This is a genomic window from Cloacibacterium caeni (assembly GCF_907163105.1).
In the GTDB taxonomy this organism is placed as follows: domain Bacteria; phylum Bacteroidota; class Bacteroidia; order Flavobacteriales; family Weeksellaceae; genus Cloacibacterium; species Cloacibacterium caeni_A.
The window spans coordinates 2,207,551-2,223,885 of record NZ_OU015321.1; the positions used below are offsets into that span (position 1 = coordinate 2,207,551).

Annotated in this window: 12 protein-coding genes; 6 read left to right on the forward strand and 6 right to left on the reverse strand. The window is 33.0% G+C overall.

The annotated features are described in order from the left end of the window. Positions 1–10: 10 nt before the first annotated feature. From KKQ76_RS10310 to KKQ76_RS10335, 6 genes are all read right to left on the reverse strand, one after another. Positions 11–850, reverse strand: coding sequence for an endonuclease/exonuclease/phosphatase family protein (locus tag KKQ76_RS10310; RefSeq protein WP_213197066.1), 840 nt, complete (start codon positions 848–850; stop codon positions 11–13). A gap of 21 nt (positions 851–871) precedes the next feature. Beyond that, a complete protein-coding gene (locus KKQ76_RS10315) occupies positions 872–2,794 on the reverse strand; it encodes a sialate O-acetylesterase (protein WP_213197067.1) in 1,923 nt (640 codons plus the stop codon). Between the two features lie 50 nt (positions 2,795–2,844). After that, a complete protein-coding gene (locus tag KKQ76_RS10320) occupies positions 2,845–5,064 on the reverse strand; it encodes a glycoside hydrolase family 3 N-terminal domain-containing protein (RefSeq protein WP_213197068.1) in 2,220 nt (739 codons plus the stop codon). Between the two features lie 12 nt (positions 5,065–5,076). Beyond that, a complete protein-coding gene (locus KKQ76_RS10325; protein WP_213197069.1) occupies positions 5,077–6,480 on the reverse strand; it encodes a glycoside hydrolase family 30 protein in 1,404 nt (467 codons plus the stop codon). A gap of 96 nt (positions 6,481–6,576) precedes the next feature. After that, complete coding sequence (locus tag KKQ76_RS10330; protein WP_246501388.1) at positions 6,577–8,028, reverse strand: RagB/SusD family nutrient uptake outer membrane protein; 1,452 nt, start codon at positions 8,026–8,028, stop codon at positions 6,577–6,579. A 21-nt stretch (positions 8,029–8,049) separates the two neighbouring features. Then, positions 8,050–10,830, reverse strand: coding sequence for a SusC/RagA family TonB-linked outer membrane protein (locus KKQ76_RS10335; protein WP_213197070.1), 2,781 nt, complete (start codon positions 10,828–10,830; stop codon positions 8,050–8,052). 192 nt (positions 10,831–11,022) lie between these two features. Between KKQ76_RS10335 and KKQ76_RS10340 the strand changes: the two genes are divergently transcribed. The 6 genes from KKQ76_RS10340 (at position 11,023) to KKQ76_RS10365 (ending at position 16,312) form a co-directional block, all read left to right on the forward strand. Beyond that, positions 11,023–12,246: an MFS transporter gene (locus KKQ76_RS10340; RefSeq protein ID WP_213197071.1), complete on the forward strand. Its 1,224-nt coding sequence runs from the start codon at positions 11,023–11,025 to the stop codon at positions 12,244–12,246. Beyond that, complete coding sequence (locus KKQ76_RS10345) at positions 12,236–12,979, forward strand: NUDIX hydrolase (protein WP_213197072.1); 744 nt, start codon at positions 12,236–12,238, stop codon at positions 12,977–12,979. The genes KKQ76_RS10340 and KKQ76_RS10345 overlap by 11 nt, the downstream gene beginning before the upstream one ends. Before the next feature lie 244 nt (positions 12,980–13,223). Then, positions 13,224–14,447 carry a site-specific integrase gene (locus tag KKQ76_RS10350; protein WP_213197073.1) on the forward strand — a complete coding sequence of 408 codons (1,224 nt, stop codon included), beginning with the start codon at positions 13,224–13,226 and terminating at the stop codon, positions 14,445–14,447. Positions 14,448–14,531: 84 nt separating this feature from the next. Beyond that, positions 14,532–15,053, forward strand: a complete 522-nt coding sequence (locus tag KKQ76_RS10355) for a hypothetical protein (protein ID WP_213197074.1) — start codon at positions 14,532–14,534, stop codon at positions 15,051–15,053. Next, entirely contained in the window at positions 15,046–15,732 is a 687-nt protein-coding gene (locus KKQ76_RS10360) for a nucleotidyl transferase AbiEii/AbiGii toxin family protein (protein WP_213197075.1), read from the forward strand. The genes KKQ76_RS10355 and KKQ76_RS10360 overlap by 8 nt, the downstream gene beginning before the upstream one ends. Before the next feature lie 301 nt (positions 15,733–16,033). Beyond that, the gene (locus tag KKQ76_RS10365) at positions 16,034–16,312 is read left to right on the forward strand and encodes a helix-turn-helix domain-containing protein (protein WP_213197076.1); all 279 of its coding nucleotides are present in this window, start codon (positions 16,034–16,036) and stop codon (positions 16,310–16,312) included. Positions 16,313–16,335 lie beyond the last annotated feature (23 nt).

Sequence of the window (16,335 nt, forward strand, 5' to 3'; positions counted from 1 at the left end):
TTTTTCCAGATTATTTCAATTGTATTCTTGCTACAATAGGAAAATGATCAGACGGATATTTATAGTCATAAAAGTCTTTAATCGTTCTGTATTTTAATACTTTCGTATTGTTTTTTGAGCTAAAAATAAAATCTATTTGTTCGCTAGGTTTTTCATTGAATTTAAATCCATTCCAAGTTGCTTTTTCGGCGTAAGGTTTTGTAACGCTATTGTTTCTGGCTTCTTGTAAATTTTCAAAAAGCGGTTTCATCCATGAATCATTTTCTACAGAATTAAAATCACCTGTAAGAACTACAGGAACATTTCTTTTCTTCTGCAAGGTTTTAATTTTTTCTAGGATAATTTCTGCAGACTTCTGTCTCGCAATTACACCTACATGGTCAAAATGCGTATTCAGTACCCAAACTTTCTTTTTGGTTTTTATATTTTCAAAAAGAGCATACGTAACGATTCTAGGATATGCTGCGTCCCAAGATTTTCCTGATTTTTCAGGATTTTCTGAAAGCCAAAATGTATTTTGTTCTAGAACTTTATACTTATTTTTCAGATAAAAAATACATGAAAATTCTGCATTCGCTTCATCTGTTCTCGGTCTTCCTAAAAAACCATAAGCAGAGTTGTTATCTAATAAATAATCAATCTGAGGTTTCTGCGCTTCTTGTAGTCCTACAAAATCTGCTTCGTAATAAGAAATAAGGTCTTTTACTTTATCTTTTCTGATGTTCCAGTGATTTTCCCCATCATCTACGCTTGCCAATCTGATGTTAAAACTCATTACATCAATGGTTTGGGAGAATAAAAACGATGCAAAAAGTATAAACAAAATGGTAGAAATGTTTTTTGTTTTCATATTTTTAATTCTTGATGAAAATTATTTTAACTCGAACTGATATTTTTTGTTTTCTGTAGAAAGTTTAAAAGAATCTGTTCTAAATGGCGCTATAGGCAATCCTTTTTCGGTGAAAAGATTAATTTCTGAATCATCTCCTTTCCAACCATATCTTACAGCAACGGGATTACTAACCTTTTCGGATGTAACTACAATTTTATTTTTCTTAATTTCTGCTTTTGCAGGATAGAATTTTTGGTCATTTCCTGCAATTTCAAAACCTTTTAAGATTTCATTATTTTTAGAAACTAATTTTTCCTTCGTATTAAAGCTGATGGTAATTTTATTTCCTTTTACCGTTGATTTTTGATAAATTGAGCTTTTCAGACCATTATTTAAGGCTAAATTAGCCAATCTTTCTCCTACTGTTTTTTTATTTTTTGGGTGAATATCATTCGGATTTCCAACATCGGTAGTTACTACCATTCCAGTGTTTTTCATTTTGGTAGTATTCAGTTGAGCATCTCGCACTTCACACCAATCGCAACCTTCATTACTGTCTCCTTTAGTGTTAAAAGTGGCTAATTGAACGAAATAAAAAGGTAAGTTTTCTCCAAATTTCTGTCTCCAACTGTTAATCAATAGTGGGAAACTTTGGTTATATTCATATGCTCTCTCTGCATTTGATTCTCCTTGATACCAAAGCATTCCAGAAATTCTAAAATCTTCAATCGGGTGAATCATGGTATTGTAAATCAAAGAAGGAAATTCATTTTGATTGATGGCTGCATAAATTTTTTCTACAGCAAATTTCCAATTTCCTGCCAATGGAATACTTTTTTGAGCGGTGACTAGTTTCACCTCATCATCATTATTCCACAAACCACCGCCACCACCAGTATCATTAACCTTTACTGCAATGATATTCTCTCCTTTTTTTAAAATTTCTTTCGGAATGGTATAAATTCTATCATCTGACCATTGCTTCATTTGTCCCACTAATTTTCCATTAAAATAAGTAAGGTCTTCGTCATCAATTTTTCCTAAATACAGCACCGCATTTCCTGCAAGATCTTCGTCTGAAAGAACAATGGTTTTTCTAACCCAAGCAACTCCGTCTAAACCTTCGAAACCTTGTTGTTCCCAAGCTTTTGGAACATATAAATCTTTTAAAGCAGAAGCGTTATAATCTGCACTCAAGAATTGTTCTTGATTAAAATCTGCAATTTTAGCATTCAGTTTTTTCTCAAAAAAAGCAGTTTTAGCCTCGAAATTTTTCTGTTGAAGACTTTCTATGTCTATTTGTGGCATATTGGCAATCATTTCTTTAAAATAAGGCGATTGCTCGAATGCGTTTTTAGGAATCCACGCTTCGATTACAGTTCCGCCCCAAGAAGAATTAATGATTCCGATAGGAACTTGTCTTTCGTGATACATTTTTTTAGCAAAAAAATAGGCTACTGCAGAAAAATCTCCAATATTGGAAGCATTCGCAACATTCCATTCTGTTTTCGCAAGGTTATTTTGAGGTAAAGAATTTATTTTTCTTTCAACTTTAATATGTCTAATGAGCGGAAATTCTTTTTGATTAAGCTCTTCTTTATAACCTTCAGAAGACGAAAGCGCCCACTCCATATTGCTTTGTCCGCTGCATAACCAAACATCTCCTACCAAAACATTTTTGAAAATAATTTCATTATTTCCTTTAATCGTCAATGTAAAAGGACCACCTTCTTTTTCTTGGTCTAAATCTACTTTCCAATTGCCATTTTGGTCAGCAACAGTGGATTTGGTTTGATTTTTAAAACTTACCAACACTTTTTCATGAGGTGATGCAAAACCCCAAACTGGAATTTTAGAATTTCTCTGCAACACCAAATTGTCTGAGAAAATATATGGTAAAGAAACATTTGCCATCAATAATTGAATGGTCAATAATAAGAATACGCTGATTGATTTTTTCATTTTAATTCCCTTTAAGATTTATTTCTTATAAGGTTAATTTTTTAAGGATGTTATTTTTCCCAATTTACTCTTTTGGTTTTTACCTGAGCAGAATTGGTGCCTATCATGATGTCAAATTCTCCTGATTCCCAATCGAAAGTGAGTTCATCATCATAGAATTTTAAATCTTCTGGTGTAATGTTAAAAGAAACGGTTTTGCTTTCTCCTTTTTTCAAGAATATTTTTTGAAAACCTTTCAGTTCTTTTACAGGACGAACAACTTTTCCTACTAAATCTCTGATGTACAACTGAACCACCTCTTCTCCGTCATAATTTCCTGAATTGGTAAGCGTAACTGAAGCCGTCAAAGTTTGATTACCTTTCAGTTGAGTAGCACTTACGTTTACGTCAGAATATTGAAATGTAGTGTAACTCAAACCAAATCCAAATGGATAAGCTGGATCATTATCTAAGTCAATATACGCTGAAACATAGTTTCTGTCTGTATTATTTTTAGCAGGTCTTCCTGTATTGTAATGATTGTAATAGATAGGAATTTGACCTTCAGTTCTAGGAAAAGTCATCGGCAATTTACCGCCAGGATTTATTTTCCCGAAAAGTACATCTGCAATAGAATTTCCAGCTTCTGTACCTAACCACCAAGTGTAAACAATGGTAGGAATGTTTTCTGAAGCCCAATCAAAAACCAAAGGACGACCGGCATTAATCATTAAAATAATTGGTTTTCCTGTTTTGGCAATTTCTTTCAATAAATCTTCCTGAACTCCAGAAAAATGGATATTGCTTCTGCTTTTTGCTTCGCCGCTCATTGCATGGCCTTCGCCTAAAGTCATAATCACTACGTCTGCTTTCTTGGCTGTTTCTACCGCTTCTGCAAATAGAGATTTATCATTGTCATTTGCGTTACATCCTTTCGCATAAAGCAATTCTGAATTTTTATCCAATTGAGCTTTAATTCCATCAAACTGAGTTACAATTCTTTGGCTATCATCTGGAAAAGCAATAGACCAAAAACCGTGATTTTCTACTGTAGCTTTCGCAAATGGACCAATAATGGCCACTTTTTTTGTGGTAGGAGAAAGTGGTAATAATTGATTTTCATTTTTTAATAAAACGATACTTTTCGCACCAATTTCTCTTGCAAATTTTCTGTGTTCTGGATTATTGGCTTGTTCTTTTTCTCTCTTTTCATTGATGAAACGATAAGGGTCATCAAAAAGTCCAAGTTCATATTTTTTAGTCAAAATTCTGCGAACCGCATCATCTACTAACTGAATATCTACTTTTCCTTCTTTTACCAATTCTGCTAAATGATTAGTATAAGAACGGCTTTCCATATCCATATCACTTCCCGCGATAATTGCTTTCAGAGCAGCATCTTTATTGTCTTTAGCAAAACCGTGAGGAATCATTTCGCCAATACTTCCCCAGTCAGAAACTACAAACCCTTGGAAATTCCAAGCGCCTTTTAGCAAATCTCTTTGTAAATATTTATTACCAGTGGCAGGAATTCCATTGATATCATTAAAAGAATTCATAAAAGTAGCTACTCCTATATCAGACACCGCTTTGAAAGGTGGCAAATACGTTTCGTGCAATTGTCTAAGGCTCATATCTACAGAATTGTAATCTCTTCCGCCAACTGCAGCTCCATAAGCTGCAAAATGTTTAGCACAAGCCATTACTGCATCTTTATTTCCTAAGCCATTTCCTTGGAAACCTTTTACTCTAGCTTTTCCTACTAATGTTCCTAAATAGGTGTCTTCACCTGCTCCTTCCATTACGCGTCCCCATCTTGGATCTCTTCCTATATCTACCATTGGTGCAAAAGTCCAGTGAATTCCATAAGCTGAAGCTTCCGTGGCTGCAATTCTAGCAGATTTTTCAATTAAATTCATATCCCAAGTAGCGGTTTCGCCTAACGGAATAGGAAAAGTAGTTCTAAAACCATGAATAACATCTTGCCCAAAAAGTAAAGGAATTTTAAGACGAGACTGCATGGCTTGGTCTTGCCAGTTCTTCGTATTTTTAACACCGATAGCGTTTAGAATAGAGCCTAGTTTCCCTGCACGAACTTGACCAGCTTTGTCTGCATCTTTCGTAATAGGACCAGTTGCTGTAATATCATCATTGTATTGATTGAGCTGTCCTATTTTTTCTTCCAAAGTCATTTTCGCCATCAGCTCTGTAACTTTTTGGTCGATTGATTTCTGTGCCGAAATATTTATTCCCAATCCTGCTAAAACTAATGAAAGAAGTATTTTTTTCATAAATTTTATTTTTTAAAAGGTGTAGGTAGCCACTGAATTAGATGGTAATGAAGTGGCTACAGATTTACCATCAAAGGTAATATTAAAATTTTCAACTTCTGCTCCTTCGTTTAAAACGATTAAAGCTATTTTGCCTTCTGGCGTTTTAAAAGCTACTGTACTTAAATTTCCTACTTGTGTAGAACCTATTCTTTGTGAATTTTGAGGTACAAATTTAGAAGCGTGAGCAATAATATAATACGCTACATTTTTAGTGTAAGAATCAGAGGAATTGATAGTGATTGCTCCTTTACATTGAGTACAACCTCCTGGAGTAAATGGCTGGAATTGTGCATCATTTGCTAAATTCCATTCTAATGCAATTTTGCTCCAATTTCTCATGGTTCCAATAATTACATTTTTGGTATGCCAAATGAAGTCTCCCGCAAAAGTTCCTGTAGAACCCGTCCATTGTTCTGTGAAATACAGATTTTTATTTGGAAAAGCGTTCTTTACAACACCAAGAGCAGAAACATCTCCCGCATAAAGGTGAAACGCTGATCCGTCTACATATTGTGCAGCTTCAGGGTCTTGGAGAATGGTAATAGGATATTCTGGTTTATCGCAATTATGGTCGTACAATACTATTTTTGTAGCAATATTGGCTGCTCTAAAAGCAGGACCTAAATTGTTTTTTATGAAATCTCTTTGTTGTTCTGCAGTCATATACATACTTGGGTTATTCCCAGGATGCAATGGTTCGTTTTGAGGAGTAATGGCATGAATGGTGATTCCGTTTTTCTTCATTTCCTTAATATATTTCACAAAATATTCTGCATAAACTTGGTAGAATTCTGGTTTTAGACTTCCGCCAATACTACTCCCATTATCTTTCATCCAAACTGGTGGTGACCAAGGTGCGCCAATAATTTTAATATCTGGATTAATGGCTAAAATTTCTTTTAACATATCAATCACTGGTTGGTCTTTTGCTAAGCTGAATTCGCTCAGGTCTTCGTCTGTTTGACCTGCGGGAACATCATCATAAGAAAAGACAGAACTGTTAAGATCTGATGCGCCAATGCTTAATCTAAGATAACTTACGCCTATGGATTTTCCGAAAATATCTTGAAGAAGTTCTTTTTTCTTCGCTGGAGATAATTGATTGATTACCTCTACGCTTCCTCCGGTAAGAGTATACCCAAAACCATCTACGGTTTGGAATTTTTCTGAAGGATTGATGAGAATATTTTGGAAATTATTTTGTGGATTATCAAAAACAAGATTGTTTTGTTTTTGAAGTTTTAAAGTTTCATCAGCATTCGTTTGCCAATATTCTATTGTTTTTGGAGCTTCTATTTTTGTAAAAGAATTACATGAGATAAGAGAAGCTATAGAGCCTAAAACTAAGGCGGATATGATTTTTTTTAGAACCATAACATTTATTTTTAATATTCAAAAAAACTGCTGCACGATAATATGCGCAGCAATTTTTTTAGAATGAGGTTATAAAAATTCTAATTTGATATAAGATTAATAACCAGCGTTTTGAGTTAAATTAGGATTATTATCAATCTGAGATTGAGGAATAGGCCAAAGTAATTTTTGTTCTGTAATGTTAGCAGCATAACTTAGAGGGTTTCCGCTAGCATCTTTTCTGTTTTTAATAATTTCAACAGCTTTTCCTGTTCTCTTAAGGTCAAACCAACGTTGTCCTTCGAATGCTAATTCTAGTTTTCTTTCTTCTAGCACTTTGTTGATACCATCAGTTGCACCAGTAATTGTGATAGGAGCTAAATTAACTCTTGCTCTTACTTGGTTTACTAAAGCTGCAGCACCTGTGTAATCTCCTAATCTTACTTTAGCCTCAGCTCTTAGAAGAAGTAAATCTGCATATCTAAAGATGTAAACATTTTGGTTTCCGCTTTGCTCTCTTTGTTTCCAAGCAAATGGATAGCTAGAGCTGCTCCAATATTTATCTGACCAACCTACTGGTTCAAACTTAACTGTAGAAGCTTTTCTGATTGCATCTCCTTGAGCATCAAAAGATTTAATTAAATCATTAGATGGAGTATTGAATTTTTTCCAGTCTGTTCCGATGAACATGAAAGTTCCCCACCACCAAACACTGCTTCCATTTCCATTGATTTCGAAAATAGATTCTGCGTTTGCTTCGTGTTCAGAATCAAACAAATGGTCATAAGTTTGTAAAAGACTGTATCCTTCAGTCATTAATTGATCTGTATAAGTAACTACTTTAGTAAAATCAGGGCTTGGTTTAGTTGCATACACTTGAGCTAAAAGAGATAAAGCAGCACCTTTAGAAGCTCTATATTTATTAGAACTTGCGGGTACATTAGCTAAAGCACCTTCTAAATCAGAAATGATAAGAGCATATACTTCGTTCACTGGTTTTCTTGCTGGATAAACTTGTGCATACACTTCTTCAAAGTTTTCTGCAGTTACTCCGATTACAGCTTGTGTAACTAATGGTACGTCTCCCCAAAGTTGTACAGCGTGGAAATAATACATTGCTCTCATTACAGAAGCTTCCGCGATCATTTCTTTTCTTCTTTGTGCAGAAAGAGATGTATCAGGGATTTTATCTACATAATTGATTACTTTATTACAGTTGTTAATACGCCCGTAAATGTAGTTCCAGTCTCTGCTTACATTACTATTGGTAGCAATGATTCTGTACTCGGATTGTTGTGCGTTTTGAGGGTTGTCTCCACCTTGATAAGCAACATCAGTTTGTGCATCACCATTAAAGAAGTAATCTAATTGCCAATATTCATTACCTAAATCATTATAGATAGTATTCATTAAATCTTCTGCGTCAGTAGCAGTTTTGTAAGGAGCCTCTGTTAGCTCTCTTGGCTTCTCTGTAATGGGATTGGTGTCTAAATAGTCTGAACAAGAAACCGCTCCAAAAGACATACCTACGCCTAAAATTAAATAATTTATGGTTTTATTAAGTTTCATAATATTTTATATTAATAATGATTAAAAATTAGCTTTTAGACCAACTACAACTGTTCTCACTTGTGGATAAGTACCATAGTCAATACCTAAGATTCCGTTAGAACTTGCGAAAGCATTTACCTCTGGATCAAATCCTGAATAGTCTGTAATGGTATATAGGTTTTGACCTGTTACATAAACATTTAGCTTGCTAACTCCTTTAAAAGGATTTTTGAAATTGTACCCTAAAGTTACATTTTTAAGTTTTACGTAAGATCCATCTTCTACGAATCTATCAGAAATTACCATCGCAGAAAGAGAGTTTGCTCTTGGTACATTAGTTACTTGTCCTACTGTGGTCCATCTATCAAGTACTGCTGTAGATTGATTTTTGAAATCATTCATTAATTCTAGTTCGAATCTAGAAGCGTTATAGATATCATTTCCTACAGAACCTGTAATTAATGTATCTAAGTACCAGTTTTTGTAAGTAAAATTATTAGAGAAACCGAATGTATAATCAGGATTTGGATTTCCTATGAAAGTACGGTCACCTGTATCAAAGTTTCCATTTCCATTAAGGTCATTATAAACAATGTCCCCTGTTTGTGGATCTACTCCTTGCATTTGATAACCATAGAAAGAACCTAAAGGCTGACCCGCAGTAAATCTTACTAAATTATCCATACCTTCAATAAATACTTTGTTTATAACAGGCATGTATTTTAACTCATTGACTTTATTTTTATTGAATGAAATGTTAAAATTAGTATTCCAAGTGAAGTTTTCATTCTTAATATTAGCAGTATTAAGGGTGAATTCCATCCCTTTATTTTCCATAGAACCTACGTTTCTTAGGATGTTACCAACTGTAGGACCCATTTCGATTGGCATAATTAAATCATCAGTAATTCTTTTATAGAAATCTGCAGAGAATTTAATTTTATTGTTCAAAAAGGCTAAATCTACCCCAAAGTTGGTATCTGTTGTAACTTCCCAACCTATATCTGTACCCCATTGAGCAGTTTCCCAAACACCTCCATCTCTGTTTAATCTGTCTAGATTATAAGAAGCATAGAAAGGAATACCAGATGCGTTACCTGTTTTACCCCAACCTCCTCTTAATTTAAGTTCAGAAATAGAGTTGTTATCTTTTAAGAAATTTTCGTTAGACACTAACCAAGAACCAGAAACACCTGGGAAGAATCCCCATTTTTTTCCTGGTTGTAATGCAGAACTACCATTTTGACGGAATACTCCCATTAAGGTATATTTATTATCATAAGTGTATACCATTCTTCCGAAGAAAGATAATTCTCTAAGGGTTTCTTCTCTGTATACTTTATTACCGTTTTGAGATTTTTCAAACTCAAATGTAGTTACATCAGAAGGGAATTGATTACCCCAATAATATTGCACCTTATTGTTACGCTCATGCAATTGATGACCTCCAATAAGGTTGAAATCATGAGCTCCTGTTTTAAAAGTATACGTTAAAGTGTTTTCAACATTGAAATCTTTGTATGTAGAATTAGTTCTACTTCCTGTTCCTTTTTCTTGTCTTCCATAAACTGATTTAAAAGGATCAATGAACGTTTCGTTTTCTACATCTACATAATCTAATGAAACGCTTGGTTTATACACTAAATTTTTAAGAATATTTACTTCCAAACCAATATTCGATAAGAATCTCTGAGTGTTGGTATCATCATATCCTCTATATTGGAATGCTACTGGGTTTTCCCAACCTGCTGTGAATGGGTTCATTGCAAACTGACCATCTTTATAACCATCAATATAGTTACCAGAAGCATCTACATCTCTTACCATAAGCTGGTTAGCGTAAGCTGGCATAAATGTAGGAGTAGTAAGAGTACTTAAAATAACCCCTGCTCTAGCACCTGCAGCATTATCGTTGGTATTTTTGAATTTTGTGTTAAAGTAGTTTAACGTAGAGTTTACTTTTAACCAGTTCGTTACTTTTGCATCTAGGTTAATTTTTGCAGAAACTCTATCAAATCTAGAAGGAGCAACTGTACCATCAATTCCTTGATAACCTAAAGCTGAATACCCTTTTATAGCTTCATTACCAAAAGAATAATTCACATTATAGTTTTGGTCAAAACCTGTTTTGAAAACTTCTTTTTCCCAATCTGTACTAATTCCTGCATATCTAGGATTATTAATCGTTGGCAAATAATCATTTCCTCCATTTGCATTAATGTCTGCCATTAATGCTTTATATTGGTCAATATTCAATACATCTACATTATTAGAAATTTTAGAGAATCCCCAATATGCATTAAAGTTAAGTTGAGATTTATTTGTTTTTCCTCTTTTAGTCGTAACAATTACTACACCAGCAGAACCATTAATACCATAGATTGCAGTAGAAGTTGCGTCTTTAAGAACGGTAATATCTACAATGTCATCTGGGTTAATTCCACTAATATCTTTGGTCTGAATTCCATCTACTACATAAAGTGGATCTACACCAGAAGAAATAGAGTTATTCCCTCTGATTTTAATGTTTAAAGCCTGCCCTGGTTTACCCGAGTTTTGTACTACACTTACACCCGCTGCTGTTCCTTGCAAAGCTTGCGTCACGTTATAAATTGGTCTGTCTTCAAAAACATCTGCTTTAATGTTTTCAATTGCACTGGTTGCATTTTTCTTTTTTACAGAACCATAACCAATCAGAACCACCTCATCTATTTTCTTCTCTTTTATAGCTGAAGAATCGCTTTTAATTTGAGCCTGAAAACTTGAGGTAAAATAAAGAACTGCTATCAGTCCTAACCCTTTTTTAATATTCATGTTCATAATATATTTTTTTATCTCATTTTGAGACAATAAATTTAAATGAATTTAGTTAAGAAAAAAATAATTTCTTAATAATTTTAATTTTTCGTTTATTTGAGATACTTTTGGAGTGGTCAAAATCCATTTTTAGGAGTAAAACCTCTTATTTTTTCAAAAATATTTTAACTAAAAATAGCGTCAACTTTTAACATTATGTTAATAAACAAGAAAAACAAATCGCTTAATGTTAACTTAATGTTAAGTTTCATAGTCTTTTCTATGCTCCTTAATTCAATGAGCATTATCATATTACAGCTCTCTCAAAACGCTCTGCATACTTATACAGGATTAGGAATTTTAGAATTTTTCAAGGATATTCCCATAGCTTTAGTTTCTATTTTTTTGGTAGATTATATTAAAAAAAAGAGTTACTACCTTTCATTAGCATTTGCATTATTTATTTGTACCGTCTGCAGTTTTAGTATTCCCTTTTTAACTGAATTTTGGTTTTTAAAAATATGGTTCATTCTTATCGGAATTTCATTTTCTATTGGCAAAATCTGTGTTTTTAGCATCATCAAAAACACAACAGAAACTGAAAAAGAATTCTCTATCACCATGAGCCGAACCGAAGCTGCTTTTATGCTCGGAATTTTCATTGTGAACATGGAATTTGCACTTATTCTAAGTAGTGATTATCAAGAATTTTGGAGATTTGGATTTTGGCTGGTAGGATTTATTTCGTTGTGGACAGCTATACAAATTATAAGACATCACCATACTCATAAAAACATTGAACCAGTCCCTGTAAAAAAATCAAAAATCGACTTTACAATTTTACTGAACAAAAGCTCACTATTGTTTTTGGCTATTATATCACTCATTATTTTTGCTGAACAAATATTCAACTCGTGGCTTCCCACTTTTTATAAAAAATCCCTCAATTCTTCTTCTTTTTTTGCGCTACAATCTTCTGCATTACTGGCGTTCTTCTCATTTTTAGGGAGAATAATCGCTTCAAAACTCATTCATAGGTTTAGCCCCATGAAAATCTTTTACACCAGCTTAATTTCTGGGATTATTCTCATCAGTTCAGCATTTTTTATAGGGCAAGAAAGCGATTTAAAAATAAAGATATTAATGTTTATTTTTCCACTGATTGGCTTTTTTATTGCGCCACTTTATCCTATGCTAAACTCTAAGTTCCTAGGCAACTACCCCGAGAAAAAAATAAGCAGAATGGTTTCCTTCATCATTTTGTTCACTTCTTTAGGGGGTTCTATAGGCTCAATAAGCACTGCATATATTTTTCAAAAAAATTTAGCAAATTATTACTTGTTATTTGCTTCAATTCCCTTAATTTTGATACTCATACTTTCTTCTTTCTTTACCATCAAAGAAAGAATGTCTATAAATAAAAATGATCATGAAACTTGACGACTCTAAAAATAAGATGACCCTACAAGAATTGATTGATACCAAAAACTTTATTAATCAATTATCTGTAGACTGTGCAATCTTTGGCTTTCACGACAATTCTTTAAAAATTTTATTGCTTAAATATCACGAACTCAATCTTTGGGCGATTCCTGGAGGTTTCATCTTCGAAGATGAACATCTAGACGATGCTGCACACAGAATTTTATATGAAAGAACTCATTTAGAAGACGTTTATTTGCAACAGTTCTACGCATTCGGTGGAATAGACAGAACCGAAAAAAACAATCCGCACCGTCAATTATTAGCTAACAAAGGAATAGAAACAGATAAAGACCACTGGATTAATAAGCGATTTGTAACTGTAGGCTATTATGCGTTGATAGATTATACCTTATCTCATACCTTCCCAGATGCGTTCAATGAAACTTGCGCTTGGTTTGATGTACATGATTTACCAGAGATGGCTTTTGACCATAAAGAAATCATTGAACAAGGCTTAGAACATCTTAGAAAAACCCTAGACTATGACATAGTAGGAAGCAACCTACTGCCAGAAAAATTCACCATGAAAGATTTGCAAAATCTGTATGAAGCCATCTTGGGAGAAAAATTCAGAAGAAACAACTTTCAGCGTAAAATGCTCAGCTTAAATATTTTAGACAGACACGAAAAACTTTTTAGCGGTTCTGCAAATAAGGCACCTTATCTTTATTCTTTTAAGAAAAAATAAATTTTCTAAAATATAAAAAAACAAAAAAGCCTTCTCAAAAGAGAAGGCTTCTTAATGTACCCCAGACGGGACTACCATAATACTTTTCTCAATTTTTCTTGTTTTTAATCCACTTATATTCAGTACATTTGATTAATAAAGGGAAACGGAACTATGCTATTTTTTTAATTTTAGTTAATTTAATTTCAAATTTAGCCACCCTTTTAGCCACCCTTTACTATTTTTTATTAAATTAAATTTCACAATGAAGATAGTTTTTGAATTAAGAAAAGAAAAAATAGCTCAAAATGGTTTAATTCCAATTCAACTCGTTCTAAGACACGATGGAAAAAGAATCAGAAAAAACACTGGATTTTCTGTTTTAGAAAGCCATTGGAATGGACATAGAGTTAAACCCAACCTTAAAAAAGAACCTAACAACAATTATGAAATAACAAATAATGAGTTACAATTAATTGAAGAAAAAGTAAACAAGTTATTTCTTTTTTTAAAGGGTAATGATATTCCTTTTTCAGTCGAAAAATTCAATGAAATATTTGAAAAAAAAGAAGAACCTTCGGATAATAAATTTGATTTCTTTTCTTGCTTTAAAGAATACATTGAAAAAGGAAAACTAACAAAAACACCAAATACAATAAAGGGACAAATGACTGTAAAAAATTATTTGGACTACTTTTGTAAAGAAAATGAATATTCGATTTCATTTGAAAATATTGACGATGCTTTTTTTGAACATTTGAGAGACTATTCTTACGAAACCAAAAAAATGAAACAAAATTATTTTGCTAAAGTAATTAAGGTTTTAAAGTCATTTTTAAATTGGGCAACTGAAAAAGGATATAACACGAATCGAGAGTTTGAAAAATTCAGAGCAGCTGAACACGACATTGATATTGTTTATCTATCATTTGATGAGCTTATGAAACTTTATGAAAAAGACTTTGATAATGATAGACTATCCCATGTCCGAGACTTCTATTGTATGGGTTGTTTTACAGGATTAAGATTTTCCGATTTGTCGAAATTACACTTAGCAAATATTTCTGAAGATCATATTGTACTTTCTATTCAGAAAACGAAAACCCAAAACCACGCCATTAAACTCAATAAATATGCAAAAGCTATTTTGGAAAAATACAAAGGGACAATCTATGAACCGTTACCTATAATTTCATCACAAAAATTCAACGAATACATCAAGGAATGTTGTGAATTGGCAGAAATCACACAATCATTTACCATTCATTGGTTTGTTGGGAATAAGAAAAAATCTTTAACACAACCAAAATGTAAATTCATTACAAGCCACACCGCAAGAAAAACATTCATAACCAATTCTCTACTTTTAGGAATGGAACCGAAAGCCATTAAAAAAATTGCAAACATCAAAAAAGATGCAGTTTTGGACAAATATATGAAAGTAACAGAGGCTTTTACAGACGAACAAATGGATAAAGCCTGGGGATAAAGTTATTGCATATTGCAATATGCAATAACGCTAATTTGTAATTCAAAATTTTTTATTAATATTGCATATCGCAATATGCAATATATGAAAAATTCAAAACAAAATATGAAACCACAGGACATCGTTTTGTTACTAAAAATTATTAGCCTCGATAATGATTCGTGGAATCAATCTTCCGTTGCGGCAGACTTAGGAATAAGCCAAGCTGAAATAAGCGAATCGGTTGCAAGGTCAAAAAACTCAGGCTTATTAGACCCAAAAGGAAAAGTAGTAATGAAGTATGCTCTTGCCGAGTTTCTACAATATGGGATAAGATATGCTTTTCCTCAGAAGCCAGGAGCAATAGTCAGAGGAATTCCAACCGCTCATAGTGCTTTACCGCTCAATAATGAAATTCAAAGTAATGAAAAGTATGTTTGGGCTTATGCAAAAGGAAATACAAGAGGTCAAAGTATAGAACCACTTTATCCATCGGTTCCAGAAGCAGTATTGAAAGATGAAAAACTATATGAATTACTTGCAATCACAGATGCTATTCGTGTTGGGCGAACAAGAGAAAAAGAATTAGCAGTAGAATACCTAAAAAAATATTTAAAAATTGTATAATAAGGCTATAAATATAGGAGTTGTTGCGGAAGTAGCGGAAGGTTTACAACAATATAGGGAGCAAGTAGTGTTCGTCGGTGGAGCTGTTATCAGTCTTTATACAGATGACCCAGCAGCTGACGAAATACGTCCCACGAAAGACATTGATTTTACAATTAATATCGTTAATGTAGGAGAATTTCACAAAACAATCGAGGAATTGGGAAAATTAGGTTTTCATCCAGACCCTTATGGAACATCTATTTGCAGTTACACATACAAAAAATATCCAGTAGATATAATTCCTGCCGAAGACAACGCCTTTGGTTCAACCAATCGCTGGTATAAAATAGGTTTTGAAGACTTATGGAAAGTGAAAGCAAAAAATCAGGAAATTTACATCTTATCAGCACCTTGTTTTCTTGCAACAAAGTTTGAAGCATTCAATAGTAGGGGAAAAGATTACAGAACCAGCCATGATATTGAGGACATTATCTACATCATTGATAACAGAATCAGCATTGTAGATGAAATAGCAAAGTGCGATGAGAGAATTTTAGAATTTATTAAATCTGAATTGCAAAAAATCATTGATAAAGGTCTTTTAGAAGAACTCTTGCAAACACATATACACCCATTGATTATTGATGAAAGGATTGAAATTGTAAAAGAAAAAATCAACAGCATTATGAATGCCTGAAAATATTGACGATGGATAGTTCTTGTATTTTAATCAAAAAACAACACTCTTTATTTTTGAATCAAGTAAAAAAACGTTAAACTTTGTTAAAGTAGAAGTATTTTAGTTAAAATTTGTTAAAACATAAGATTTATTGAAAAGACTAATCTGGATTAATTTAGATTAATCTGGATTGCAAAAAAATTATTCTGGACTAATTTGGATTAATTTAGACTGTTCTGGACGAATCACAACTATTTGATTTTCAATAATTAAGTTGATATTATTGCATTTGAATTTAAAATAATTAAAATACAATCAAATGTCAGTACAACTTTATTCCCACACCAAAGCAGATTTGGAAAAAGCGGTTGAAATTATTCTAAAAAAAGCAACCGACTTCACATTACCCGTTAAAAAAGCAGAAGAACAACCCGAAGATTTAATTTCTCAAATCGAAGCCACAAAATTTCTGCACATTTCTGTTCCGACCATTATTGACTGGCGGAAAAATAAGAGTCTGCCTCATTACAATTTTAATGGGCGATACTACTATTCTAAAAAGGAACTTTTGGAATACGGAAAAAACCGAAGAATGTAACCTCTGTTCGAGCATTACAATTT